Below are 21,411 nucleotides of genomic sequence, written 5' to 3'. Positions count from 1 at the left end.
TTCTGGATTGGTGAGGGCAAGCCATGGCGCCCACAGTCTGGTTCCGCGGCGAAGGCGTCAATGTTGCTCCCGCCGCGGCGGGCGGCGTCACACACGACTTCGACGACGGCGTTTATTATACCGACAGTCTTGATGTCGCGAAACAATATGCGCGGGAGCGCGCGCCCGTTCCCGGCGATCAGCGCGTTTATCAAGTCTCGCTCGAAATGCAGAACCTGCGGGTGCTCGATCTGAACAAGCACCCCGAATGGATCAATATGATGCGCGAGAAGCTGCCGAATGGGATGACCACCGAGCAGTTCCTGCGAAGCTTCCCTTCATCCCAGCAGTATAATTCGTTTTTCAAAAGCTTCCTGAGAAAGACCGGTCTGAAAATTGAGAGCTTCGACGCAGTCGTCGGACCCGAGTTCCGGCTCGGCGGCACGCAGATGTGCGTCCTGCACAAGGGAGGAGTTCCCTCTACGATCGCCGAGACGATCAAGACGACAAGAGTTCCGGTCGGGGGAGCGCCGATTCCGGCGCAGCCGGGCGGGCGGCTTCGCTTCTCCGGCAAGATCGGTCCTGGCCTCAAGGCGACATTCAAGGGAACGGCGAGAACAGTCGGCGCGGCGGTCGCGCTCGCGATCGTTGGCTGGTTCGTTCAGAAGCTGATCGATGATGCCACCCTGAAGGACATATCGAAAAAGGTCGAGGAGCAGGTCGCGAAGATGACGGCGGAGATCGTCGAAATCCAATCGACGGGCAGAAAAGCGTTCGTCAACGTCACGATCGAGAATTTTGAGACAGAGGAATGGATGGTTGTGATGGGGTTGCCTGACCCTCAGCAAGTAACGTCACATCAGTTTCGGCTGGGAGCCGTCGCGATCAGCGATCAGGACATCAGCAAGCCGTTTGGCGCCAATCCCGACGAGACGCAGCGCATCACGTCGACGGTGACATACTATATCTCGCGATCCGTGAACTCCGTGGAGGTCGGGCTTTCAAAGGATGAGGTCGATCTTTATTCAGCCTTCAAACAGGAGCTTCTCTGGTATGAGAAGACGCTTCTGGAAGTGAAGGCGTCCGAAGACGTCCAGCGGCTGAGCCGCGAGAAGGTCGAGCTCGAAGCAAAATTCAGGGCGGCGTTCAATTGAGCCCGCTTTGAGCGCGTCGCCGATCGGCGCGCCCGTTTCGGCTAACGCCGCGCCTCGGCCTTGATCTCATCAAGGATCGCCTGGACTTTCGATCCCTGAATCTTCGCGATGTCGTCCTGATATTTGAGCAGCACGCCAAGCGTGTCGCCAACGAGTTGCGGATCGAGCGCGACGGCGTCGAGCTCAACGAGAGCGGTCGCCCAATCCAGCGTCTCCGCAACGCCCGGCGGCTTGAACAGCTCTTCCTTCCGGATCGCCTGGACGAAGCGCACGATCTGCCGCGACAGCTTTCCGCTGACGTCAGGCGCCTTCGCCTTGACGATCTCGATCTCGCGCTCCGCCGTGGGATAGCCGACCCAGTGATAGAGGCAGCGGCGCTTCAGCGCGTCATGCACCTCGCGCGTGCGGTTCGATGTGACGATGACAATAGGCGGCTTCTCCGCCTTCACGACGCCGAGTTCAGGAATCGTCGCCTGAAAGTCGGACAGGATTTCGAGCAGGAACGCCTCGAACGCTTCATCAGTGCGATCAAGCTCGTCGATCAGCAGCACCGGCGGCCCCGCGACGTCGGGCTCCAGCGCTTGCAGCAAAGGCCGCTTCACGAGAAAGCGCTCGGAGAACACGTCGCTCTCGATCGTCGCGCGATTCCTGTCGCCAGCCGCTTCCGCGAGCCGGATCGCCATCATCTGTCCCGCGTAGTTCCACTCATAGAGAGCGGCCGCCGCATCGAGCCCTTCATAGCATTGCAGGCGGATGAGCTTGCGGCCTAACGTCGAAGCAAGAACCTTTGCGATCTCGGTTTTGCCGACGCCAGCCTCGCCTTCGAGGAACAGCGGCCGACCCATCTTCAGCGCAAGAAACAGCACCGTCGCGAGCGAGCGATCCGCGACATAGGAGCCCTTCGTCAGGAGATCGAGCGTTGCGTCGATGGAGGCAGGTTGCTTTGACACTGACATCGCTTTTGAAAAATCCTGCGCGATCACGCCGCGGCGACGGCTTCGATTTCGAGCAGCCAGGCCTGATCGAAAATGCCGGCGATCACCACTGTCATCGCAAAGGCGCGATCGCCGAGCGCCGCCTTGCGCGCCTCGCGATTGGCCATCGCGTATTTCCGATCCGAGAGGAAAATCGTCACCTTGACGAGATTGTCGAAACTCATGCCGGCGGCGCGAAGCTGCGCCTCGACATTTTTCCAGGCGAGCGCGGCCTGCGCCTGGAACGTTTCAGGGACTTCGCTATCGGCGCCGACCGGAATCTGGCCGCTGATGAAGAGGAGCCGCGATGCGCCATCGACGCGCACCGCCTGCGCATAGCCGCCCGCCGGAGCCGGCGCGTCGGGCGCATTGAACCTTGCAAGCTGCATGGGGCGCGACGTCTCCAGGCTGAATAGGAAGCAGCGGCCGCGAGCGGGCCAACGTTCGCGAGTGTTAGCGGGTGAGGCGCGCGCCTGTCAAAGCAACGGGCCGCGCAGCCCTTGCAATGCCGCGCTGCGCGCGCGTCGCGGTGAAAGCGATCGCGAGCGGTCCGAGCCACGCAAACCACGCGGCGAAGCCATAGGCGAGGTCGAAATCAATCGTCGCATAGGACGCCGCAAACAGGAGCAGGCGCAGGACGACCGCGCCTGAAGTCACCGCGGCCAGCATGAGCATGACGCGCCGGTGACGCACTCTCTCAGCCCGGCGGATCGCCGCGAATCCCACGCCAAGCAGCGCAAGCCAGACCAGCCCCTGCGCCAGCAGCCCCATCCGGACTGCCAAGGGCGCGGCGCTCATCAAGGCGGATGGCAGGGACGTGGCGCCCGCGACGAGCACGCACAGCGCCGCGGCGCGCGCCACAGGACGATGAATCGCGAACCGCCCTCCGGTCGCAAGCGCGATCGGAACAAGCGCGAGAGCAAGCGCGCCTGAAGCCATATGGATGCGGAACAGGCCTGGCAGCCGGCGATCGAGCAGTTCGAGCGCCTCCGGCAGGTCGATCAAACCCAGTGTTTCGCCCAGCGCCGCGAAGGCCGTCGCGACGGCGAACCCGCCACAAATCAACCAAAGAAAGATGGCGAATAGACCGGGATGGGGCGCAGACCGACGAGACCGATCATGAATCGTCCCGCCTTCACGCGCGCGCGCCTCGCTGTGCATTCGCCTGCGATCCCCCTTATGTCAGCGATGGTCGCCCTGATGATGGGCGGCAATATGTCGGCCGAGGCGCAGACCAGTTCCTCCATCGTCGGCCGCTGGCGCGAAGCCGAACAGGCCGCCGTCCGCAAGGGCATGCAGACGATCGGGACGATCGACATCGTCGCCTGCGCCGGCGGCTATTGCGGCGTGACGGTCAGCGCGGACGGCGCGTGCGGAACGGTCGTGCTCAAACTCGCCGTCAATCCGCAATGGCAGGGAAAAACGCCGAACGGAGAAGCCTGGCAAAACTTCCCCGGCATCCTGAACTGGCGCGGGAAAGACGCGCCTGTCCACGCGACATGGCGCGAGGCGTCGTTCAGCTTCACGGCGTCGGAGCCCGGAATGCATCCGCTCTCGCGACGCTCGATTCCACTCTATATCGGCCGCTACACGCGCGAAGGTCCGTCGCGCTGCGACGCGCCCGGCGTGAGTTGAGAAACGCCGGTTTTACTCAGACTCCTGTCGTCAGCGAGTCAGCAGTAGCCGCGATTGGAACAATCAAAGCCGCATCAGGTTGGCTAAACGTCACGATGCTGACATGGTCGGGAGCAACGCTCGCTAAAGTGCTCTGCGCTGATCACTTTGAAGGAGAGCATTATGCAAACGCAGGAACTCGCCAAAGATTTCGTTGCGCTTCTGAAGAAGCATGACGATGTAGGCGCGGCCGCCCGCTACAATGCCGACGATATCGTGAGCTACGAGGCCATGGACGGCCCGATGGCGGTCGTCCGTGGCAAGGAAGAGGTCAAGAAGAAAGGCGAATGGTGGATCGCGAACCATGAGGTTCACAGCGCTGAAGCCGAAGGCCCCTACGTGAATGGCGATCAGTTCGTCGTGCGCTTCAAATATGACATCACGTCCAGACAGGACGGCAAGCGCATGAAGATGGACGAAGTCGGGCTCTACACAGTGAAGAATGGCAAGATCGCCGAGGAGCGGTTTTTGTACGGGCAGGAGTGACGCCGCCAGCGGCTTGCTCGCAAATATCTCCAGATCGTCATGCGCGGACTTGTTCCGCGCATCCACGTCTCATCAAATTAAGACTTGGATGGCCGGGACAAGCCCGGCCATGACGGAAACCGTTAGCGAAAAGCGCGCTATCAAAGACGCTTGCCGAGCGCCTTCGCCGTCGCGCGTTTCGCCATCACGCCAATCAAATGAGCGCGATATTCTGCGTCAGCGTGAATGTCGGAGTTGAGATTCTTCGCGCTCATCTTGAGCCCGTCGAGCGAGGCAGGATTGAATTTCGCGAGCGCGGCCTCCGCTTCCTTCCAGCGGAAGACTCCGCTCGATCCCGCCCCCGTCACGGCGACGCGAACCTCGGAGCCCTTCTTCGCCACGCAGACGCCGACCAGCGCATAGCGCGACGCCGGATTGGCGAATTTCGCGTAGCCCATGCGCGCCGGGATCGGAAATGAAACCTTGGTGATGATCTCGCCCTCTTCGAGGGCCGTCTCGAACAGGCCGGTGAAAAAATCATCGGCCGCGATCTTGCGCTTGTTGGTGATGATCGTGGCGTCGAGCGCAAGGCACGCTGCCGGATAATCAGCCGCCGGATCATTGTTCGCAACCGAGCCGCCAATGGTGCCGCGATTGCGCACGGCGGGGTCGCCGATATAGCCGGCGAGCGCCGCGAGACCGGGAATCGCCTCCTTGATCACCGACGAGGTCGCCACTTCGCCATGCTTAGTCATGGCGCCGATGACGACGGAGCGTCCCTTCTCCTCGATTCCCTTCAGCTCCTCGACGCCGCCGAGATCGATGATGTTGGCGGGCGAAGCAAGCCGCTGCTTCATGGTCGGCAGGAGCGTGTGGCCGCCGGCGAGCAGCTTCGCATCCTCCTTGCTGGTCAGGAGGTTCGCGGCCTGCCGGACCGACGTCGCTTTTGTGTAGGCGAAATCATACATCGCAGGGTCCTCAATATGCGCCGTCAGGCGCGTTGTGTCCGATGCGCGGCGGAAATCGCCGCGCGAGATTCATTCCCAAACTTCATTCCGCGGCGAGCTTCGTCGGCCGCTTCTGGCAGGCGCGCCAGACAGCCTGCGGCGTCGCCGGCATCGCCAGATCCTCATGACCCAGCGCATCGGTGATCGCATTGATCACCGCCGGCGGCGCCGCGATCGCGCCCGCCTCGCCGCAGCCCTTCAATCCAAGCGGATTGGACGGCGCCGGCGTCGTGATCATGCCGATGTCAAAGGACGGCAGATCGTCCGCGCGCGGCATGCAGTAATCCATGTAGCTCGCCGTCAGCAGTTGACCGCTCTTGTCGTAGACCGCGCATTCTGTGAGCGCCTGTCCGACGCCCTGCGCGATGCCGCCATGCACCTGGCCCTCGACGATCATCGGATTGACGACATTTCCGAAATCGTCGACCGCCGTCCATTTCTTGATCTCGGACGCGCCCGTCGTCGGATCGACCTCGATCTCGCAGATATGGACGCCCGCGGGGAAGGTGAAGTTGGTGGGATCGTAGAACGCCCCCTCCTTCAGACCCGGCTCCAGCTCCTGCCCGTTGAACTTGTGCGCGATATAGGCCTGCAGCGCGATGTCGCCGAAGCCCGCCTTCTTGTCGGTGCCGCGCACCTGGAACTGGCCGTCCCTGAACTCGATGTCGTTCTCAGATGCTTCGAGCACATAGGACGCCACCTTCTTGCCCTTGGCGACCACCTTGTCGATCGCCTTCACGATCGCCGAGATGCCGACGGCGCCGGAGCGCGAGCCATAGGTGCCCATGCCCATCTGCACCTTGTCGGTGTCGCCATGCACGATCGAAACGTTCTCAAGTGGAATGCCGAGACGATCTGACACCACCTGCGCAAAGGTCGTCTCATGGCCCTGCCCGTGCTGATGCGAGCCCGTCAGCACCTCGACGGTGCCGATCGGATTGACGCGCACTTCAGCCGATTCCCACAGACCGACGCCGGCGCCGAGCGATCCCACCGCCGCCGACGGCGCGATGCCGCAGGCTTCGATATAGGCGGAATAGCCAAGACCGCGCAGTTTGCCGACGCGCTCTGAATCGCGCCGACGCTTGGCGAAATTCTTCACGTCGTGAAGGTCCATCGCCTTCTTCAGCGCGAGCGGATAGTTGCCTGCGTCATAAGCCATGATGACAGGCGTCTGGTGCGGGAATTTCCGGACGAAGTTGATGTTGCGGAATTTCGCCGGGTCCATGTTGAGCTGTCGCGCCGTCACCTCCACCAGACGCTCGACCACATAGGTCGCTTCCGGCCGTCCGGCGCCGCGATAGGCGTCGACGGGCGCGGTGTTGGTATAGATCGCGTCAACTTCGCAATAGATGTTCGCGATATCGTACTGCCCCGAGAGCAGCGGCGCGTAGAGATAGGTCGGCACGCTCGACGCGAAGGTCGAGAGATAGGCGCCAAGATTGGCCTTCGTCGACACGCGCACGCCGAGGATCCTGCCGTCGCCGTCAACCGCCATCTCCGCATGGGTGATATGGTCGCGGCCATGGGCGACAGCGAGGAACTCCTCGGTGCGATCCGCTGTCCATTTCACCGGGCGGCCAACCTTCTTCGCCGCCCACACGCAAACGGTCTCTTCGGCGTAGATGAAGATCTTCGAGCCGAAGCCGCCGCCGACGTCAGGCGCGACCACCCGCAGCTTGTTCTCCGGCGCAATGCCGATGAAAGCTGACAGAACGAGCCGCGCCACATGCGGATTCTGGCTCGTGGTGTAGAGCGTGAACGCGTTGTCGCCATCATCATATTCGCCGATCGCGGCGCGCGGCTCCATCGCGTTCGGCACCAGCCTGTTGTTGGCGAGATCGATCTTGGTGACATGCTTCGCTTTCGCGAAAGCCGCGTCAGTCGCCGCCTTGTCGCCGAGATGCCAGTTGTAGACGGTGTTCTCAGGCGCCTCGCCATGGATGGCGGTCGCGCCCTTCTTCAGGGCGTCGTTCATGTCGACCAGCGCCGGCAGCACGTCATAGTCGACATTGACGGCCTCGGCGCCATCCTTCGCCTGCGCATAGGTCTCGGCGATGACCACAGCGACATGATCGCCGACATAGCGAACCTTGCCCTGCGCCAGCGCCGGATGCGCGCCGGCCTTCATCGGCGAACCGTCCTTGGAATGAATCATCCAGCCGCAGATCAGACCGCCGATCTTGTCGGCCGCGATGTCGGCGCCGGTGTAGACCGCGAGCACGCCGGGCTTTTTCAGCGCGGCTGACGCGTCGATCTTCTTGATATTGCCGTGGGCGTGCGGCGAGCGCACGAAAACGGCGTGAGCCTGTCCCGGACGATTGATGTCGTCGACATAGCGTCCCTTGCCGGTGACGAATCGCTGATCTTCCTTGCGCACAACCCTCGCGCCGATTCCTGTCGCGCTCATGGCTGTCTCCCCGTTTTGAAATTATCGTTGAAATTATTGGTGAGTGCGCCTCGCGCGGCGCGCGGCCGACTTCACTCGGCCGCCTGCTTCATGCCTCCCTGCCCCATGGCGGCCGCGCCGGCGGCGATTGACTTGACGATGTTGTGATAACCGGTGCAGCGGCAGATATTGCCTTCGAGCTCGTGGCGGATCGTCTGCTCGTCGAGCTTGTTGCCGAGCCGGTTCACCAGATCGACGGCGCTCATGATCATGCCGGGCGTGCAGAAGCCGCATTGCAGGCCGTGATTCTCGCGGAAGGCTTCCTGCATCGGATGAAGCTGACCGCCATTCGCCAGCCCTTCGATCGTCGTCACCGACGCGCCTTCGCAGGCGAGCGCCAGCGTCGTGCAGGACTTCACCGCCTGTCCGTCGAGATGCACGACGCAGGCGCCGCACTGGCTGGTGTCGCAGCCGACATGGGTGCCGGTGAGCCGCAGATTCTCGCGGAGGAACTGCACAAGCAGCGTCCGCCCTTCAACCTGTCCGGAGACGGATTTTCCGTTCACCGTCATCGATACGGTGGGCATGCGCTTCCTCCCTTGCGGTCGGCAATCAGCCGATCTTCTGCCAGACGCGAGCGCATCGGCCCCGCGCTCTCCAGATCCGAAACGCGCGCGACGCGAATTTCGATTTGGACGAATTCCAGTCTGGAACCGCCGAATTTCGGGGTCAAGAGAGACGCGCCTTCGCCGAACGACGCAGTTTGACGAGAACGAAGCAGGAAAAGTTTGTGCTGCAGCGCAGCGCTATATCTGATTGGATATAGCGCTGCGCTGCTCGTTTGCGGGCTTCAAGCGCCCGCTTTCACCGCTTCCGCGAACTTTGAGAAGAATTCGTCCGCCATCTTCTTGGCGACGCCATTGATGAGGCGCGCGCCGAGTTGTGCAAGCTTGCCGCCGATCTGCGCTTCCACGTCATAGCTGAGTTTCGTTCCCGCGGGATCATCGGCGAGCTTCACTGCGGCGCCGCCTTTCGCGAAGCCCGCGACTCCACCCTCCCCTTCGCCGACGATTCGATAACCGTTCGGCGGATCGAGATCTTCAAGATTGACCTTCCCTTTGAAGGTCGCGCTGACAGGGCCGATCTTGATCTTCGCCGTGGCGGCGAAGGAGGTGTCGGACGTTTTCTCGAGCGACTGGCAGCCGGGGATGCTCGCCTTCAGGGTTTCAGGGTCGTTGAGCTTGGCCCACACCGTCGCCTTGTCGGCCGGCAGAACCACCTCGCCATTCATCGTCATCGCCATCGTCGCTGCTCCTCGCCGCGATCGGCTGTCGCCGCGCGGTCATTCTTCACCTGTCGGACTGGAGATCGAAAAAGCTCCGATCGCCGAAATTTCAACACGTCGCGCGCCTGATTACCTCATGCGGCCCGCCGCACGTTTCGCCGGGCGCGCGGGATTGATGAGCGCGTCCAGCTTGGCGATCGTATTCTCGGCGGCGAGCGGCGTATAGACGACGAGCCGCATGTCGGAACCGTCCTCGATCGAGAATCTCGTATGCTCGAAAGCCATGGCGCCAGCGACGGGATGAAGGATGCGCTTCACGCCGAACAGCTTGTGCGCCACATCGCGCTGCGGCCACCATTGCCGGAATTCCGCGCTTTTGCGCGAGAGAGTTTGGATCAGCCTTTCAAAATCGGGGTCGCCCACATGGCGGGCGCTATCCGCGCGGAAGAGGCCGAGCGCGGCTCGCGCCAATTCCTCCCAGTCGCCAAGCAACGACCGGTGCGGCGGATGCGCGAAAATCAGATGCATGATATTGCGCTCGTCGGGGCCGAGCGCGCCATAATCGCCGAAGATCGCGCAGGCCGCGTCATTCCAGGCGAGCACGTCCCACCGCCGGCCGGTGATGTAGGCGGGATGATGGTCCATGCTCTTGAGCATCCGCGCCAACGGCTCGGAGACGCATTCCGGCCGGCCACGCAGGGAATTCTCGGGCGCCGCGCGCCCGGCCAGATGAAAGAGATGGGCAGTCTCCGCAGGATCGAGCCGCAGCGCTTTCGCCAGGGCTGACAGCACCTCCGCCGAGGGCCTGACGTCACGGCCCTGCTCCAGCCAGGTGTACCAGGTGGTTCCGACCCCGGAGAGAGCCGCCGTCTCTTCCCGGCGGAGACCAGGCGTGCGCCGTCGGAAGCCCGGCGCGAGCCCGACATCGCCGGGCGCCAGCCGCTCGCGGCGCGAACGCAGAAAAGCGCCGAGTTCGCGGCGGCGGCTGTCGTCTGCGGCTGATGTCATCACGCTTAGCATAGCAGGATTGATACCAGGATAAATCCGGAACTGTTTGCGGCCCGGCCGGCCGGCCATCTTGAGTCTCAATAGATGGAGTTCGACATGGCGGATTGGAAGGGACGAACGGCGCTGGTCACAGGCGCGACCGACGGCGTCGGGCGCATGGTCGCAGCCCGCCTCGGCGAAATGGGCGTGCGCGTGCTCGCCCATGGGCGTGACGAAGCGCGCGGCGCAGCGCTCGTCAGCGAAATAAAGACGAGCGGCGGCGAGACTGAATTTCTGCGCGCCGATCTGTCTTCGCTCGCGCAAGTGCGGTCATTGGCGGAAGCCGTCGCGCAGCGGACCGACGAGCTTCATCTCCTCATCAACAACGCCGGGATCGGCACGGCCGGCCCGCGCGAGACGAGCGTCGACGGGCACGAAACGCGCTTCGCCGTGAATTATCTCGCGGGTTATCTGCTCGTTGCGCTTCTGCGTCCACTCCTCGCGGTGGCGCGTCCCGCGCGCGTCGTCAATGTCGCATCGGCGGGACAGCAGGCGATCGACTTCGACGACGTCATGCTGACGAAAAGCTTCAGCGGCGCGCGCGCCTACTGCCAGAGCAAGCTGGCGCAGATCATGATGGCGATGGAATTTTCGGACGAACTTGCAAAAGAAGGCGTGACGATCAACGCGCTGCATCCCGCGAGCTACATGGCGACGACGATGGTGAAGCGCGCCGGCGTCACGCCCTGGAGCACGGTCGAGGAAGGCGCGGACGCCATCATGCAGCTCGCCGCGTCGCCTCAGCTCGAAGGACGAAGCGGGCTCTATTTCAACGGCCTCTCCGAAGCGCGCGCCGATGCGCAAGCCTACGGCGCGCACGCGCGAAAACAATTGCGCGAACTGAGCGAGAAGCTTGTCGCTCAGTTCGGCTCACCTCTCGCAATCAAAGGATAAATGATGACCACCAAGCAGGAACATGTCGCCATTCTCGGCGGCTCATCGGGCATTGGCCTCGCCGCGGCAAAAAGGCTACGGTCCGAAGGAAAGAAAGTGACGATCGCCGGCCGCGACCCCGCACGCCTTGAACGCGCGCGTATCGAAATAGGCGACGATATCGAAACGAAAAGCTTCGACGCGACCGACCTTTTCAAGATTCACGCTTTCTTCCGCGAACTCGGCGCGTTCGATCATCTTGTTCTCACCTTCGGCGGCGGCAAGGGATTCGGTCCCTTTGCGACCCTCTCGATCGATGAGCTTCGTCTTGGCTTCGAGCACAAGGCCTGGGCCTATCTCGCCTGCGCGCAGGCGGCGCTCGAGACGATCCGGCGCGACGGGTCGATCACCTTCATCTCCGCCGTTTCCTCGCAGATGGCGGCGCCGGGAACGGTCGGGCTCGCGGCGATCAACGGCGCGCTCGACGCCGCCGCGCGCACGCTCGCCAACGAGGCGAGGCCGCTGCGCGTGAACACGGTGTCGCCCGGCGTCATCGATACGGAATGGTGGGGCGGATTTCCCGAAGAACGCCGCCGCGAGGTCTTCGCGCAATACGCCGCGAAATCGCCGGCTGGACGCGTCGGCGCCGCTGACGACATCGCCAGCGCGATTTCCTTCCTGATCAGCAACAGCTTCATCACCGGCCATATCCTCACCTGCGACGGCGGTCTGCGCCTCGCGGCTTAGAGCCTGTTTGGGAATTGGGATGGAGGCTGCGTTGAGCGACGAACGGACGGATGACAGGAGGGAGGCGCAGCCAATGTCTGGCGACATTGGCGAGCCTTCCGACGCATCAGCCGCCATTCGCCGCTCAATCCGAAGGGCTGCGCCGCTTTTCGCCGCCCGGTTCGTCGCCGATCTCGGCCGTGCGGCCTGCACGCCCTTCGATCGGGCTCCTGCCGGAGCGACGAAAATCGGCTGCAGCGCAGCCCCATCCGAATTCCCAAACAGGCTCTGAAGCGGAGTTGACCGCAGCAGTCATCCGCGCTTCCTCGCGCGGATGGTCGATTTGACTGACAGGGAACGCGCCATCGCGGCGGGCGCATCAGGCGAAGGCGCGGCGATGGCGATGCGCATTGTCGCCGAAGCCGCGCGGCTGATGGGGGCGCCACGCCTTATTCCCATCGCCTCGGCCCATATCGATGGCGCGCTCTATCACGGCGACTCCGGCACGCTCTTCGCGGAGAAGCTCGCCGCCGGCGGCGCAAAGGTCGCGGTGCCCGCGACGCTGAATGTCGGCGCGCTCGATCTCATGGGCTGCTCGCGCGTGCGTCTCGAAGGCGCGACGCGCGACATGGCGAAGCGCCTGATGCGCGCCCATGAGGAGATGGGCTGCGCGCCGACCTGGACCTGCGCGCCCTATCAGGCGGGGCATCGGCCGAAACAGGGAACCGATGTCGCCTGGGGCGAGTCGAACGCCGTCGCCTTCTGCAACTCCGTGCTCGGCGCGCGCACCAATCGCTATGGCGACTTCCTCGACATCGCCTGCGCCATCTCCGGCCGCGCGCCGGACTATGGGCTTCACCGTCCTGATAATCGTCGCGCCGTCTTCGTGCTCGATGTGACGGCGCTCAATCCGGCGCTGCGCGATTCCGATGTAATCTTTCCCGTGCTGGGCGGCTTGTTCGGGCGGCTCGCGGGCGACGCGATCGGCGTCGTCGACGGTTTCCAGGGCTGCTGCACAGACGATCGCCTGAAGGCGTTCGGAGCAGCGGCCGCCTCATCCGGCGGCGTCGGCCTCTTCCATGTCGCCGGCTGCACGCCGGAGGCGCCGACCGTCGAGGCCGCGCTCGGCAGCCGGCCTGCGGCCGAAACTATCGAGGTCACGCCGGCGATGCTCACGGATGCGCTGGCGCGCCTCTCGACCGCCCAAGGCGACGGCGTCGACGCGATCGCAATCGGCAGTCCCCATCTGTCGGCGGAAGAGATTGGCGAACTCGATCGCCTGCTCGCCGGTCGCACGACCACGCGGCCGATCTACGCCTGCACCGGCCGCCATGCGCTGAAGACGATCGAAAGCGAGGGAACGCGCGGAAGGCTCGAAAAACAGGGCGTCACCTTCGTGCTCGACACTTGCGTCGTGGTCACGCCGATCCTGCCGCCCGGCGGCTCTTCGCTGATGACCAACTCCGGCAAGTTCGCCCATTACGCGCCGGGCAACACCGGCTACGCCGTGCATTACGGGTCGCTGGCCGACTGCGTCGAAAGCGCAGTCAGCGGCCGCCTCGTCAGGATCGATCCGATATGGCGGTGAGTCTCGAACCGCTCGTATCAGGCGCGGCGCAGGCGCGCGTGCTGACGCTGTCCGCCCCGATCAGCTTCTGGGGCGGCGTCGATCCCAAGACGGGCGACGTGATCGACGCCCGCCATCCCGATCGCGGCGCCAACATCTCCGGCCTGATTCTCGGTCTGCCCGGGACGATCGGCTCGTCTTCGGCCTCGTCGGTGCTGCTGGAGCTCGTCCGCGTCGGCAAGGCGCCGGCGGCGATCCTCATCGCCGAACCGGACGCCATTCTGCTGCTCGGCCTGATCGTGGCGCGCGAGATGGGATGGGCGACGCCGCCGGCGTTCAAATGCCCCGCGCCCCTCTTGCGGGAATGGCAGGGACAGGAGATGTCGATCGCTGAAACAGGCGCGATCACGTTGCTTTGAGGACCCCATGCCGATCCACGACATCAATGGCGAGCCATTCAACATCGAGCTCGGCGGGACCGAGGGGAAGCCCGCTTTGATGTTCTCGAACTCGCTGTCGTCGAATCTTTCGATGTGGGACCCGCAGGCCGAGGCGCTGGGCAAGAGATTCCGCATCGTGCGCTACGACTCGCGCGGCCATGGCAAGAGTGTGGTCAGTGAAGGCCCCTACTCCATCGCGCAGCTTGGGCGCGACGCGCTCGCGATCATGGACGCGCTGGGGCTGAAGAAAGTGCATTGGTGCGGCCTGTCGAAGGGCGGCATGGTCGGCATGTGGCTGCTCGCCAATGCGCCCGAACGCCTGAACAAGGTGATCCTCGCCAACACCGCGGCCGCGATGCCGCCGCCCGATCTCTGGAACGGCCGCATCCACAATGTGCGCAAGAACGGCATGCAGGCCATCGCGCCGATCACGCTCGATCGCTGGTTCACGAAGCGCTTCCAGGAAGCTGATCCGGCAACGGTCGATCGCGTGCGCGAGATGATCCTGTCGACGCCGCCGGAAGGCAACATCGCCTGCGCCGCGGCGATCCGCGACATGGATCAGCGCGACTCCCTTCGCAAGGCGAAGAACCCTGTCCTCGTCATCGCCGGCAAGCACGATCCCTCGACGACGACGGCGCGCGCGAAGGAGATCAAGAAAGCGATTAAGGGCGCAAAGCTCGTGGTGCTCGACGCCGCGCATATTTCAAATCTGGAACAGCCGAAGGCTTTCACGAAGGCGGTGTCGGAATTCCTGAAAGGGAAATAAAAGAGCGCCCTGCGCGCTCACCACTCCCGTCGCGGCAGCGCGCAGGCGATCAATCCAATTGCACCTGTTGCAGCCTGCAGCATCAGCAAATCCCTGATCCAGTCATTCTTGAACGTATCAAGCAGCGACAAAACAGCCCAGCCCACCATCAGACCATAGCCGAGCGCCGCGCTCAGGCGCGGCCAGCGCCCCGACAATCCGCCGGCCGCGGCAAGAGCGGCGACAGCCAGCAAGGCGCCGAAGATCACAGCAACCATCAATCCGCGCAGACCCCAGCGGCCGAGAAAAGCGGCGCCATAGCCGATGAACAGCGCAAGGCTTGCGCAAATGAGAACGCCGAAAATCAGCTTCCGCATGCGTCCATCGCAGCCGATCGCGCATCGAAACGCAAGAAGCCAGGGGAGCAAACACTTCACAGGCCCTGATTGCACCCATCACGCGAGCGCGCTAACGATATAGTGTCCGGCTAAGATCGGCGGCGGGAGGGCCGTCGGTCATTCATGAGGCGCAGCATAGCGTCGGGGCGGGCAGAGGGGTGGCGTTCGTATGGAAGTATTCGTCCAGCAGCTCATCAACGGGCTGACCCTGGGTTCCATCTATGGTCTCATCGCCATCGGCTACACGATGGTTTTCGGCATCATCGGGATGGTGAACTTCGCGCATGGCGACGTGTTCATGATCTCGAGTTTCATCGCGCTGATCTTCTTCATGCTCATCAGCGCCGTGCTTGGCCTTACGACAGGCGCCGTCGTTCTCACGCTTCTTCTGATGCTGCTGCTGGGAATGTTCTTCACTGGCCTGTGGAACTGGACGATCGAGCGCGTCGCCTACAGGCCGCTGCGCGGCTCCTTCCGCCTCGCGCCGCTGATCTCGGCGATCGGCATGTCGATCTTCCTGACCAACCTCGCGCAAGTCATGCAGGGCCCGCGCAACAAGTCGGCGCCGCAGCTTCTCTCCGACACCATCTGCCTCATCGGCGAGAGCACCGACCTCAAGCACTGCCTTTTTGAGAAGGTGACGACCTATCAGGTCAATATCGCCTACAAGCAGATCACCATCATCGTCATTACGGCGCTGCTGCTCACCGGTTTCTGGTGGCTGGTGCAGAAGACGCCGCTTGGCCGCGCCCAGCGCGCCTGCGAGCAGGACATGAAGATGGCGTCGCTGCTTGGTGTCGACGTCAACCGCACCATCTCGACGACCTTCGTGATGGGCGCTGCACTCGCCGCCGTCGCCGGCGTGATGTACATCCTGCAATATGGCGTGGTGAATTTCGCCGATGGCTTCACGCCCGGCGTGAAAGCCTTCACTGCGGCCGTGCTCGGCGGCATCGGCTCGCTGCCCGGCGCGGTGCTTGGCGGATTGCTGATCGGCCTCATCGAGGTGATGTGGTCGGCCTATTTCTCCATCGACTATAAAGACGTCGCGGCCTTCTCGATCCTCGCGATCGCGCTGATCTTCCTGCCATCGGGCATTCTCGGCCGTCCGGAAGTGGAGAAGGTCTGATGGCCGTCGCAGCGAAAGACCAGACGATCCACGTCGAAGCGACGCGGATCGATTTCGCCACGGCTGTGCGCGACGCCTTCCTCGCAGCGGTCGTGATGCTCGGCCTGTGCGTGCCGATGCTCGCCTGGCGCACCGAACAGAATATGAGCAACGAACTCGTGCTCATTCCGCGCTGGGGCGCGGTCGCGATCGCCTGCAGCATTGTTTTCCTCGGCCGTCTCGCCCTGTCGCTGTTCGTCTGGAATCGCGGCGCCGCAAAGCCGCGCTCGGCGCGCACAACGAATCTCTTCGCGCTCGCAGGACGCGGCGCGCTCGTGACTGCGGGCGTTCTCGTCTTCATCGCCTGCGCCGTCGTCGCTTGGGCGCTGACCCGGCAGATGACGATGATCGGGTATGTCGCCGCCTTCGCGGTCGGCGTCTTCCTCGTCATGCTGGCGCTGTTCGTCTACAATCTTGGCTCGGCAGGCTTCGAGCGCGCCAAGCCGTTTCTCGGCCCGGCCGCGCTTGGTTTCATCGCGATTTTCCCGCTGGTTGCGATCCACTACGCCGGCTGGCAGGGCGCGCTGAAATGGATCGATAATTTCGGCATCCAGATTCTCATCTATGTCATGCTCGGCTGGGGCCTCAATATCGTCGTCGGCCTCGCCGGTTTGCTCGATCTCGGCTACGTCGCCTTCTACGCCGTCGGCGCCTATTCCTATGCGCTGCTCGCCAAACAGTTCGGCCTCTCCTTCTGGCTGCTGATGCCGGTGTCCGGCGTCCTCGCGGCGTTCTGGGGCATCCTGCTCGGCTTCCCTGTTCTGCGATTGCGCGGCGACTATCTCGCCATCGTGACGCTGGCGTTTGGCGAAATCATCCGCCTTGTGCTCATCAACTGGGTCGATTTCTCAAACGGCTACGCCGGCATTTCGGGCATTCCGCGGCCGAGTTTCTTCGGCATTCCCTTCAACGCCGACGACGACGGATTCTCCGCGATATTTGGTCTGGAATTCAGTCCGATCTATCGCACGATGTTCCTCTACTACGTCGTGCTGACTCTGGCGCTGGTGGTCGCCTTCGTCACTATGCGACTGAGGCGCCTGCCGATCGGGCGCGCCTGGGAGGCGCTGCGCGAGGACGAGATCGCCTGCCGCGCGCTCGGCATCAACACTGTCAACACCAAGCTCACAGCATTTGCGATCGGCGCGGGTTTCGGCGGGCTGGCGGGCTCTTTCTTCGCCGCGCGCCAGGGCTTCATCAGCCCCGAATCCTTCGTGTTCATGGAGTCGGCGGTGATCCTCGCGATCGTCGTGCTCGGCGGCATGGGCTCGCTGCTCGGCTGCGCGCTCGCCGCCATCGCCATGATCGGCGGCACCGAGATCATGCGCGAGCTCGACTTCCTCAAGCAGATCTTCGGCAACGATTTCGACCCCACGCAATATCGCATGCTGCTCTTCGGCCTTGCGATGGTGCTGATCATGATCTGGAAGCCGCGCGGGCTGATCTCGACGCGCGAACCCACCATCTTCCTGAAGGAGAAGAAGGCGGTCTCGGGCGCGCTCGTGAAGGAGGGCCACGGCTGATGGCGACCTCCGCTCCGCTTCTGCAGGTCGACCATCTGACGATGCGCTTCGGCGGCCTCGTCGCCATCAACGATCTCTCTTTCACTGCGCGGCGCGGAGAGATCACCGCGCTGATCGGTCCGAACGGCGCCGGCAAAACCACGGTGTTCAACTGCATCACCGGCTTCTACAGGCCGAGCGAAGGCATGCTGACGCTGACGCATCCCGACGGCTCATCCTATCTGCTCGAACGCACGCCGGGCCACGACATCACCTATCGCGCGAAAGTGGCGCGCACCTTCCAGAATATCCGCCTGTTCTCGGGCATGACCGTGCTCGAGAATCTCATGGTGGCGCAGCACAATGTGCTGATGAGCGCGTCGGGATTCACGGTCGGCGGCATCCTCGGCCTAGCCTCCTATCGCCATGCCGAGAAAGCGGCGATCGACAAGGCGATCTACTGGATCGAGAAGACGGGATTGGTCGATCGCGCCGACGATCCCGCCGGCGATCTTCCGTATGGCGCGCAGCGGCGTCTCGAGATCGCGCGCGCCATGTGCACCGATCCGATCATGCTTTGCCTCGACGAGCCCGCCGCCGGCCTCAATCCGCGCGAGAGCGCCGAACTCAATGCGCTGCTGCTCTCGATCCGCAAGGATCATGGCGCCGCGATTCTTCTCATCGAACATGACATGACGGTCGTCATGCAGATTTCCGATCATGTCGTGGTGCTCGACTACGGCACCAAGATCGCCGACGGCTCGCCGCGCGAAATCCAGAACGACGCGAAGGTCATCGCCGCCTATCTCGGCGTCGAGGATGACGAGGTCGAGCAGGCCGAACATGAGGCGGGCGTCCGATGAGCGCTGCTCCCTCCCCCGCGTCTCAGCCCGTTCTCGGCTCGCTGCTGTCGGTGCGCGGCGTCAAGACCTATTACGGCAACATCATCGCGCTGAAGGGCGTCGACGTCGATGTCAGGGAAGGAGAGATCGTCACGCTGATCGGCGCCAATGGCGCCGGCAAATCGACGCTGATGATGACGATCTTCGGCAATCCGCGCGCGCGCGAAGGAACGATCACCTTCGCCGGTCAGGACATCACCAAGATGCCGACGCATGAGATCGCGCGGCTGTCGATCGCGCAGTCGCCGGAAGGCCGCCGCATCTTCGGCCGCATGACCGTTTATGAAAATCTGCAGATGGGCGCCGGCGTCACCGACATGCGCCATTTCGACGAGGATATCGAGAAGATCTTCAAGCTGTTCCCGCGCCTGCGCGAACGTCGCGACCAGCGCGGTGGAACTCTGTCGGGCGGCGAGCAGCAGATGCTGGCGATCGGCCGCGCGCTGATGAGCCGTCCGCGACTGCTGATGCTCGACGAGCCTTCGCTGGGTCTCGCGCCGATCATCGTGCGCGGCATCTTCGACGCCATCAAAAGGCTCAATCGCGAAGAGGGCCTGACGGTGTTTCTTGTCGAGCAGAACGCGTTCCACGCATTGAAGCTCGCCCATCGCGGCTATGTCATGGTCAACGGCGTGGTGACGCTGTCAGGCTCCGGCCGCGAACTGCTCGCCAATCCGCAGGTGCGCGCCGCCTATCTCGAAGGCGGGCATCACTGAATCGCGTATCGGAATAAGCCATGCTGCAGGGCATCATTCACGAAGACGAGTCGATCTGGATCTTCATCCTCGTCACGATCGCGATGGGCGGCTGGCTCGCCTGGATGACGGGCCGCGCGATCGCGCTGACCTGGCGCCCGCCGCACATGGTCGTGATCGCGATGCTCGGTCTCGCCTGCGCGGTGCGGTTTATTCACTTCGCCCTGTTTCAGGGCACGCTCATCGAGCCGCACTATTATCTCGTCGACCTTGTTTATCTCCTGATCGTCGGCTTTGCGGGCTACCGTTATACGCGCGTCGCGCAGATGACGACGCAATATCGCTGGCTCTACGAACGGGCCGGCCCATTTTCGTGGCGGGAGCGCAGTTCGCCCTGAAAATTCGCGGTTTGCCGACGCAAAAAACGTCGAGTCCACGGATGACTTCTATCTGAAAACGGTCCAGTATTTGATTTGACGCGGGGGAGGAGCCTCCGCTTTCGGGCGGTTCCAGAGGGGGACGGCCTTGCAACAAGGGAGCAGTCAATGAAGAAAACGCTCTTGGCCGGCATTGCGCTGGCCGCGACGTTGGCGATGGCGGGCGTCGCCCAGGCGCAGATCAAGCTCGGCGTCGCCGGGCCGATCACCGGCCCTAACGCCGCCTTTGGTGCGCAGCTCAAGAATGGCGTTGAGCAGGCGGTCGAAGACATCAACGCCGCCGGCGGCATCCTGGGCCAGAAGATTACGATCTCGGTCGGCGACGACGTCTCCGATCCCAAGCAGGGCGTGTCGGTTGCGAACAAGTTCGTCGGCGACGGCATCAAGCTGGTCGTCGGCCACTTCAATTCGGGCGTCACCATGCCGGCGTCGGAAGTCTATCAGGAGAACGGCCTCCTGATGATCACGCCTTCGGCGACCAATCCGAAGATCACCGAGCGCGGCCTCTGGAACGCGTTCCGCACCTGCGGTCGCGACGACCAGCAGGGCGCCGTCGCCGCCGCCTACATTTCCAAGAACTTCAAGGGCAAGAAGGTCGCCGTCGTTCATGACAAGACGACCTACGGCCAGGGCCTCGCCGACGAGACCAAGAAGGCGATGAACAAGGCCGGCATCAAGGAAGTGCTGTATGAAGGCGTGAACACCGGCGAGAAGGATTTCTCGGCGCTCGTGTCGAAGGTGAAGGCGGCAGGCGCAGACATCCTCTATTGGGGCGGCCTGCACACGGAAGGCGGCCTGATCGTGCGTCAGATGCGCGACCAGGGCCTGAAGACCGTGATGATGTCCGGCGACGGCATCACCTCGGATGAGTTCGCGACGATCGGCGGCCCCGGCGTCGAAGGCACACTAATGACCTTCCCGCCGGATCCGCGCAATCGTCCGGAAGCGAAGACCATCGTCGAGAAGTTCAAGGCCAAGAACTTCAACCCGGAAGCCTACACGCTCTACTCCTACGCCGCCGTGCAGATCATGGCGGAAGCGGCGAAGCGCGCGAACTCGCTCGATCCCAAGAAGATCGCCGCCGAGATGCATAACGGCAAGGCGTACAAGACCGTGATCGGCGACATCGCCTTCGACAAGAAGGGCGACATCACCCGTCCCGACTACACCATGTACACCTGGAAGAAGGGCTCAGACGGCAAGATCACCTATGTCGAAGGCGCGCCTGGCGCGTAAGCTCGTCGAACTTCAAACCTCGCAGGAATCGCCCCGGAGAAATCCGGGGCGTTTTCTTTTGGGGCTAACCAACCTTCGTCGCGCGCATGCGGCGCGTTCGCGCCTTGCTGCGATTGCCGCAGACCGACATTTCGCACCAGCGCCGCGACTTGTTCTTGGTCAGATCGAAGAACAGCCAGCCGCAATGTTCTCCGCCGCATTTTTTCAGGCGGCTGAGATCGCCGTCGCGGAGCAGGCCGACGGCGGAGAGCGCGATCGGCCCGAGCACGCTTTCGATCCGCGGCTCGCCGGATTCGAAGGTCCAGCGATAGCCATCGCCTGAGGGGGCGAGCTTGGCGCCGGCCACCGCGCGCGCCACCGCCTGATGCAGGATTTCCAGATCGGCTGGATCGGGCTTCGCCTTCGATGCGATCGCGCCGCCGACGCGATGGATCGCCTCGCGCAAGGCGAGCGCCTGCGGCAACAACTCCGCAAGCCGCGGGTCGCCTGACGCCAGCGCCTTTTCCAGCAACGCCGCCGCCGCCTCGCCGATCGCGCCGACATGGCGCGCCCAGACGACCACATCGGCGGCGGCGCGCAAATGATCGAGATGCTGCGGCCCGCCACGCCCGCTTGAGGTGTTGGCGAAGTCAAGCGCCAGCGCCCCGCCGATCAGGTCGAGCGAACCCGCGCGGCCCTCGCTTGAAATCGTTGCCTTCACCATCAAAACGCGTTTTACTGGTTACTCATCGGCGCGCAAGACCGA

General features: G+C 63.4%; 24 protein-coding genes. 14 read left to right on the top strand and 10 right to left on the bottom strand.

Translation table 11 applies throughout. The features are described 5' to 3' along the window. Positions 1–23 precede the first annotated feature (23 nt). Entirely contained in the window at positions 24–1,133 is a 1,110-nt protein-coding gene (locus L8F45_RS04000; RefSeq protein ID WP_342361597.1) for a hypothetical protein, read from the top strand. Between the two features lie 41 nt (positions 1,134–1,174). On the opposite strand, the gene L8F45_RS03995 is transcribed toward L8F45_RS04000, so the two are convergent. From L8F45_RS03995 to L8F45_RS03985, 3 genes are all read right to left on the bottom strand, one after another. Beyond that, positions 1,175–2,089: an AAA family ATPase gene (locus L8F45_RS03995; protein WP_342361596.1), complete on the bottom strand. Its 915-nt coding sequence runs from the start codon at positions 2,087–2,089 to the stop codon at positions 1,175–1,177. 23 nt (positions 2,090–2,112) lie between these two features. Then, entirely contained in the window at positions 2,113–2,496 is a 384-nt protein-coding gene (locus tag L8F45_RS03990; protein WP_342361595.1) for a RidA family protein, read from the bottom strand. A gap of 64 nt (positions 2,497–2,560) precedes the next feature. Beyond that, on the bottom strand, positions 2,561–3,112 hold the full coding sequence (locus L8F45_RS03985) for a DUF2306 domain-containing protein (protein WP_342361594.1): 552 nt from the start codon (positions 3,110–3,112) through the stop codon (positions 2,561–2,563). 114 nt (positions 3,113–3,226) lie between these two features. Between L8F45_RS03985 and L8F45_RS03980 the strand changes: the two genes are divergently transcribed. Beyond that, positions 3,227–3,742 (top strand): hypothetical protein, encoded by a 516-nt coding sequence (locus L8F45_RS03980; protein WP_342361593.1) that lies wholly within the window; start codon positions 3,227–3,229, stop codon positions 3,740–3,742. 162 nt (positions 3,743–3,904) lie between these two features. Continuing rightward, complete coding sequence (locus L8F45_RS03975) at positions 3,905–4,267, top strand: SnoaL-like domain-containing protein (RefSeq protein WP_342361592.1); 363 nt, start codon at positions 3,905–3,907, stop codon at positions 4,265–4,267. A 140-nt stretch (positions 4,268–4,407) separates the two neighbouring features. On the opposite strand, the gene L8F45_RS03970 is transcribed toward L8F45_RS03975, so the two are convergent. The 5 genes from L8F45_RS03970 to L8F45_RS03950 all read right to left on the bottom strand — a co-directional run bounded on the left by L8F45_RS03970 (position 4,408) and on the right by L8F45_RS03950 (position 9,947). Next, entirely contained in the window at positions 4,408–5,214 is an 807-nt protein-coding gene (locus L8F45_RS03970; protein ID WP_342361591.1) for an FAD binding domain-containing protein, read from the bottom strand. Positions 5,215–5,296: 82 nt separating this feature from the next. After that, the gene (locus L8F45_RS03965) at positions 5,297–7,663 is read right to left on the bottom strand and encodes a xanthine dehydrogenase family protein molybdopterin-binding subunit (protein ID WP_342361590.1); all 2,367 of its coding nucleotides are present in this window, start codon (positions 7,661–7,663) and stop codon (positions 5,297–5,299) included. Positions 7,664–7,734: 71 nt separating this feature from the next. Next, positions 7,735–8,229, bottom strand: a complete 495-nt coding sequence (locus L8F45_RS03960; protein WP_342361589.1) for a (2Fe-2S)-binding protein — start codon at positions 8,227–8,229, stop codon at positions 7,735–7,737. 263 nt (positions 8,230–8,492) lie between these two features. Beyond that, entirely contained in the window at positions 8,493–8,945 is a 453-nt protein-coding gene (locus L8F45_RS03955) for an SRPBCC family protein (protein ID WP_342361588.1), read from the bottom strand. 111 nt (positions 8,946–9,056) lie between these two features. Further along, positions 9,057–9,947, bottom strand: coding sequence for a helix-turn-helix transcriptional regulator (locus L8F45_RS03950; RefSeq protein WP_342363357.1), 891 nt, complete (start codon positions 9,945–9,947; stop codon positions 9,057–9,059). An 84-nt stretch (positions 9,948–10,031) separates the two neighbouring features. Here L8F45_RS03950 and L8F45_RS03945 point away from each other — a divergent pair, with 84 nt between their 5' ends. From L8F45_RS03945 to pcaD, 5 genes are all read left to right on the top strand, one after another. Then, positions 10,032–10,868 (top strand): SDR family NAD(P)-dependent oxidoreductase, encoded by an 837-nt coding sequence (locus tag L8F45_RS03945; RefSeq protein WP_342361587.1) that lies wholly within the window; start codon positions 10,032–10,034, stop codon positions 10,866–10,868. Then, positions 10,869–11,594 (top strand): SDR family oxidoreductase, encoded by a 726-nt coding sequence (locus tag L8F45_RS03940; protein ID WP_342361586.1) that lies wholly within the window; start codon positions 10,869–10,871, stop codon positions 11,592–11,594. A 313-nt stretch (positions 11,595–11,907) separates the two neighbouring features. Then, the gene (locus L8F45_RS03935; RefSeq protein ID WP_342361585.1) at positions 11,908–13,161 is read left to right on the top strand and encodes an aconitase X; all 1,254 of its coding nucleotides are present in this window, start codon (positions 11,908–11,910) and stop codon (positions 13,159–13,161) included. Beyond that, positions 13,152–13,559 carry an aconitase X swivel domain-containing protein gene (locus tag L8F45_RS03930; RefSeq protein ID WP_342361584.1) on the top strand — a complete coding sequence of 136 codons (408 nt, stop codon included), beginning with the start codon at positions 13,152–13,154 and terminating at the stop codon, positions 13,557–13,559. Before L8F45_RS03935 ends, L8F45_RS03930 begins: the two co-directional genes overlap by 10 nt. A 7-nt stretch (positions 13,560–13,566) precedes the next feature. After that, a complete protein-coding gene (gene pcaD / locus L8F45_RS03925; RefSeq protein ID WP_342361583.1) occupies positions 13,567–14,349 on the top strand; it encodes a 3-oxoadipate enol-lactonase in 783 nt (260 codons plus the stop codon). Between the two features lie 17 nt (positions 14,350–14,366). Here pcaD and L8F45_RS03920 read toward each other — a convergent pair whose 3' ends face one another. Then, the gene (locus tag L8F45_RS03920; RefSeq protein ID WP_342361582.1) at positions 14,367–14,705 is read right to left on the bottom strand and encodes a hypothetical protein; all 339 of its coding nucleotides are present in this window, start codon (positions 14,703–14,705) and stop codon (positions 14,367–14,369) included. A gap of 190 nt (positions 14,706–14,895) precedes the next feature. Here L8F45_RS03920 and L8F45_RS03915 point away from each other — a divergent pair, with 190 nt between their 5' ends. The 6 genes from L8F45_RS03915 (at position 14,896) to L8F45_RS03890 (ending at position 20,666) form a co-directional block, all read left to right on the top strand. Next, entirely contained in the window at positions 14,896–15,855 is a 960-nt protein-coding gene (locus tag L8F45_RS03915; RefSeq protein WP_342361581.1) for a branched-chain amino acid ABC transporter permease, read from the top strand. Then, positions 15,855–17,417: a high-affinity branched-chain amino acid ABC transporter permease LivM gene (gene livM / locus L8F45_RS03910; RefSeq protein WP_342361580.1), complete on the top strand. Its 1,563-nt coding sequence runs from the start codon at positions 15,855–15,857 to the stop codon at positions 17,415–17,417. The genes L8F45_RS03915 and livM overlap by 1 nt, the downstream gene beginning before the upstream one ends. After that, positions 17,417–18,259, top strand: a complete 843-nt coding sequence (locus L8F45_RS03905) for an ABC transporter ATP-binding protein (protein ID WP_342361579.1) — start codon at positions 17,417–17,419, stop codon at positions 18,257–18,259. Before livM ends, L8F45_RS03905 begins: the two co-directional genes overlap by 1 nt. Then, positions 18,256–19,014 carry an ABC transporter ATP-binding protein gene (locus L8F45_RS03900; protein WP_342361578.1) on the top strand — a complete coding sequence of 253 codons (759 nt, stop codon included), beginning with the start codon at positions 18,256–18,258 and terminating at the stop codon, positions 19,012–19,014. Before L8F45_RS03905 ends, L8F45_RS03900 begins: the two co-directional genes overlap by 4 nt. 23 nt (positions 19,015–19,037) lie before the next feature. After that, positions 19,038–19,391: a DUF6867 family protein gene (locus L8F45_RS03895; RefSeq protein WP_342363356.1), complete on the top strand. Its 354-nt coding sequence runs from the start codon at positions 19,038–19,040 to the stop codon at positions 19,389–19,391. A 147-nt stretch (positions 19,392–19,538) separates the two neighbouring features. After that, a complete protein-coding gene (locus L8F45_RS03890) occupies positions 19,539–20,666 on the top strand; it encodes a branched-chain amino acid ABC transporter substrate-binding protein (protein WP_342361577.1) in 1,128 nt (375 codons plus the stop codon). Positions 20,667–20,730: 64 nt separating this feature from the next. On the opposite strand, the gene L8F45_RS03885 is transcribed toward L8F45_RS03890, so the two are convergent. Continuing rightward, positions 20,731–21,369 (bottom strand): CGNR zinc finger domain-containing protein, encoded by a 639-nt coding sequence (locus L8F45_RS03885; protein WP_342361576.1) that lies wholly within the window; start codon positions 21,367–21,369, stop codon positions 20,731–20,733. Positions 21,370–21,411: the final 42 nt, after the last annotated feature.

Origin of the sequence: Terrirubrum flagellatum, from assembly GCF_022059845.1 — a bacterium.
Taxonomy (GTDB): Bacteria; Pseudomonadota; Alphaproteobacteria; order Rhizobiales; family Beijerinckiaceae; genus Terrirubrum; species Terrirubrum flagellatum.
Note: the sequence above shows the minus strand (reverse complement) of the source record. Positions and strands in the feature narration are given on the sequence as shown.

What these genes read in the sequence shown, in the direction of transcription:
- L8F45_RS03960 (WP_342361589.1), bottom strand. Translation starts at nt 8,229, where the DNA reads ATGCCCACCGTATCGATGACGGTGAACGGAAAATCCGTCTCCGGACAG.
- L8F45_RS03990 (WP_342361595.1), bottom strand. Translation starts at nt 2,496, where the DNA reads ATGCAGCTTGCAAGGTTCAATGCGCCCGACGCGCCGGCTCCGGCGGGC.
- L8F45_RS03900 (WP_342361578.1), top strand. Translation starts at nt 18,256, where the DNA reads ATGAGCGCTGCTCCCTCCCCCGCGTCTCAGCCCGTTCTCGGCTCGCTG.
- livM (WP_342361580.1), top strand. Translation starts at nt 15,855, where the DNA reads ATGGCCGTCGCAGCGAAAGACCAGACGATCCACGTCGAAGCGACGCGG.
- pcaD (WP_342361583.1), top strand. Translation starts at nt 13,567, where the DNA reads ATGCCGATCCACGACATCAATGGCGAGCCATTCAACATCGAGCTCGGC.
- L8F45_RS03965 (WP_342361590.1), bottom strand. Translation starts at nt 7,663, where the DNA reads ATGAGCGCGACAGGAATCGGCGCGAGGGTTGTGCGCAAGGAAGATCAG.
- L8F45_RS03945 (WP_342361587.1), top strand. Translation starts at nt 10,032, where the DNA reads ATGGCGGATTGGAAGGGACGAACGGCGCTGGTCACAGGCGCGACCGAC.
- L8F45_RS03980 (WP_342361593.1), top strand. Translation starts at nt 3,227, where the DNA reads ATGAATCGTCCCGCCTTCACGCGCGCGCGCCTCGCTGTGCATTCGCCT.
- L8F45_RS03905 (WP_342361579.1), top strand. Translation starts at nt 17,417, where the DNA reads ATGGCGACCTCCGCTCCGCTTCTGCAGGTCGACCATCTGACGATGCGC.
- L8F45_RS03995 (WP_342361596.1), bottom strand. Translation starts at nt 2,089, where the DNA reads ATGTCAGTGTCAAAGCAACCTGCCTCCATCGACGCAACGCTCGATCTC.
- L8F45_RS03935 (WP_342361585.1), top strand. Translation starts at nt 11,908, where the DNA reads ATGGTCGATTTGACTGACAGGGAACGCGCCATCGCGGCGGGCGCATCA.
- L8F45_RS03915 (WP_342361581.1), top strand. Translation starts at nt 14,896, where the DNA reads ATGGAAGTATTCGTCCAGCAGCTCATCAACGGGCTGACCCTGGGTTCC.
- L8F45_RS03930 (WP_342361584.1), top strand. Translation starts at nt 13,152, where the DNA reads ATGGCGGTGAGTCTCGAACCGCTCGTATCAGGCGCGGCGCAGGCGCGC.
- L8F45_RS03885 (WP_342361576.1), bottom strand. Translation starts at nt 21,369, where the DNA reads ATGGTGAAGGCAACGATTTCAAGCGAGGGCCGCGCGGGTTCGCTCGAC.
- L8F45_RS03970 (WP_342361591.1), bottom strand. Translation starts at nt 5,214, where the DNA reads ATGTATGATTTCGCCTACACAAAAGCGACGTCGGTCCGGCAGGCCGCG.
- L8F45_RS03890 (WP_342361577.1), top strand. Translation starts at nt 19,539, where the DNA reads ATGAAGAAAACGCTCTTGGCCGGCATTGCGCTGGCCGCGACGTTGGCG.
- L8F45_RS03940 (WP_342361586.1), top strand. Translation starts at nt 10,869, where the DNA reads ATGATGACCACCAAGCAGGAACATGTCGCCATTCTCGGCGGCTCATCG.
- L8F45_RS03975 (WP_342361592.1), top strand. Translation starts at nt 3,905, where the DNA reads ATGCAAACGCAGGAACTCGCCAAAGATTTCGTTGCGCTTCTGAAGAAG.
- L8F45_RS03920 (WP_342361582.1), bottom strand. Translation starts at nt 14,705, where the DNA reads ATGCGGAAGCTGATTTTCGGCGTTCTCATTTGCGCAAGCCTTGCGCTG.
- L8F45_RS03950 (WP_342363357.1), bottom strand. Translation starts at nt 9,947, where the DNA reads ATGCTAAGCGTGATGACATCAGCCGCAGACGACAGCCGCCGCCGCGAA.
- L8F45_RS03955 (WP_342361588.1), bottom strand. Translation starts at nt 8,945, where the DNA reads ATGGCGATGACGATGAATGGCGAGGTGGTTCTGCCGGCCGACAAGGCG.
- L8F45_RS04000 (WP_342361597.1), top strand. Translation starts at nt 24, where the DNA reads ATGGCGCCCACAGTCTGGTTCCGCGGCGAAGGCGTCAATGTTGCTCCC.